Here is a 347-nt window from a genome sequence, read left to right as displayed (position 1 = left end):
GTAGCCGGTGTTGATGTCGAAGGCGTAGAACCAGGCGAAGGCGGACACGACCGTGATGATGCCGTAGGGCACCAGGATCACGGTGCGCAGCAGGCCGCGCAGCTGCTTGATCGCCGAGTGCATGACCAGCGCCAGCGCGAAGCCGAGCACGAGCTCCACGGCGACGGTCACGACCGTGATGAGCAACGTGACCCACAGGTCCTTCCAGAACACACCGTCCGTGAGGACCGTCCAGTAGTTCTGGAGGCCGATGAACTCGCGGTCATCCGGGGCCGTGAGGCGGTAGGAGAACAGCGAGTCGAACAGCGCCTGGATGATGGGGTACATGGTCACCAGCAGCATGACCG

General features: G+C 63.7%; 1 protein-coding gene. It reads right to left on the bottom strand.

Features of this window, described 5'->3' with window-relative positions:
- Positions 1-347 (bottom strand): ABC transporter permease family protein (locus IG178_RS24605; protein ID WP_193215225.1); only part of this gene is annotated, 347 nt, incomplete at both ends.

Origin of the sequence: Neoluteolibacter marinus (assembly GCF_014904755.1) — a bacterium.
Classification (GTDB): domain Bacteria; phylum Verrucomicrobiota; class Verrucomicrobiia; order Verrucomicrobiales; family Akkermansiaceae; genus Haloferula; species Haloferula marina.
Note: the sequence above shows the minus strand (reverse complement) of the source record. Positions and strands in the feature narration are given on the sequence as shown.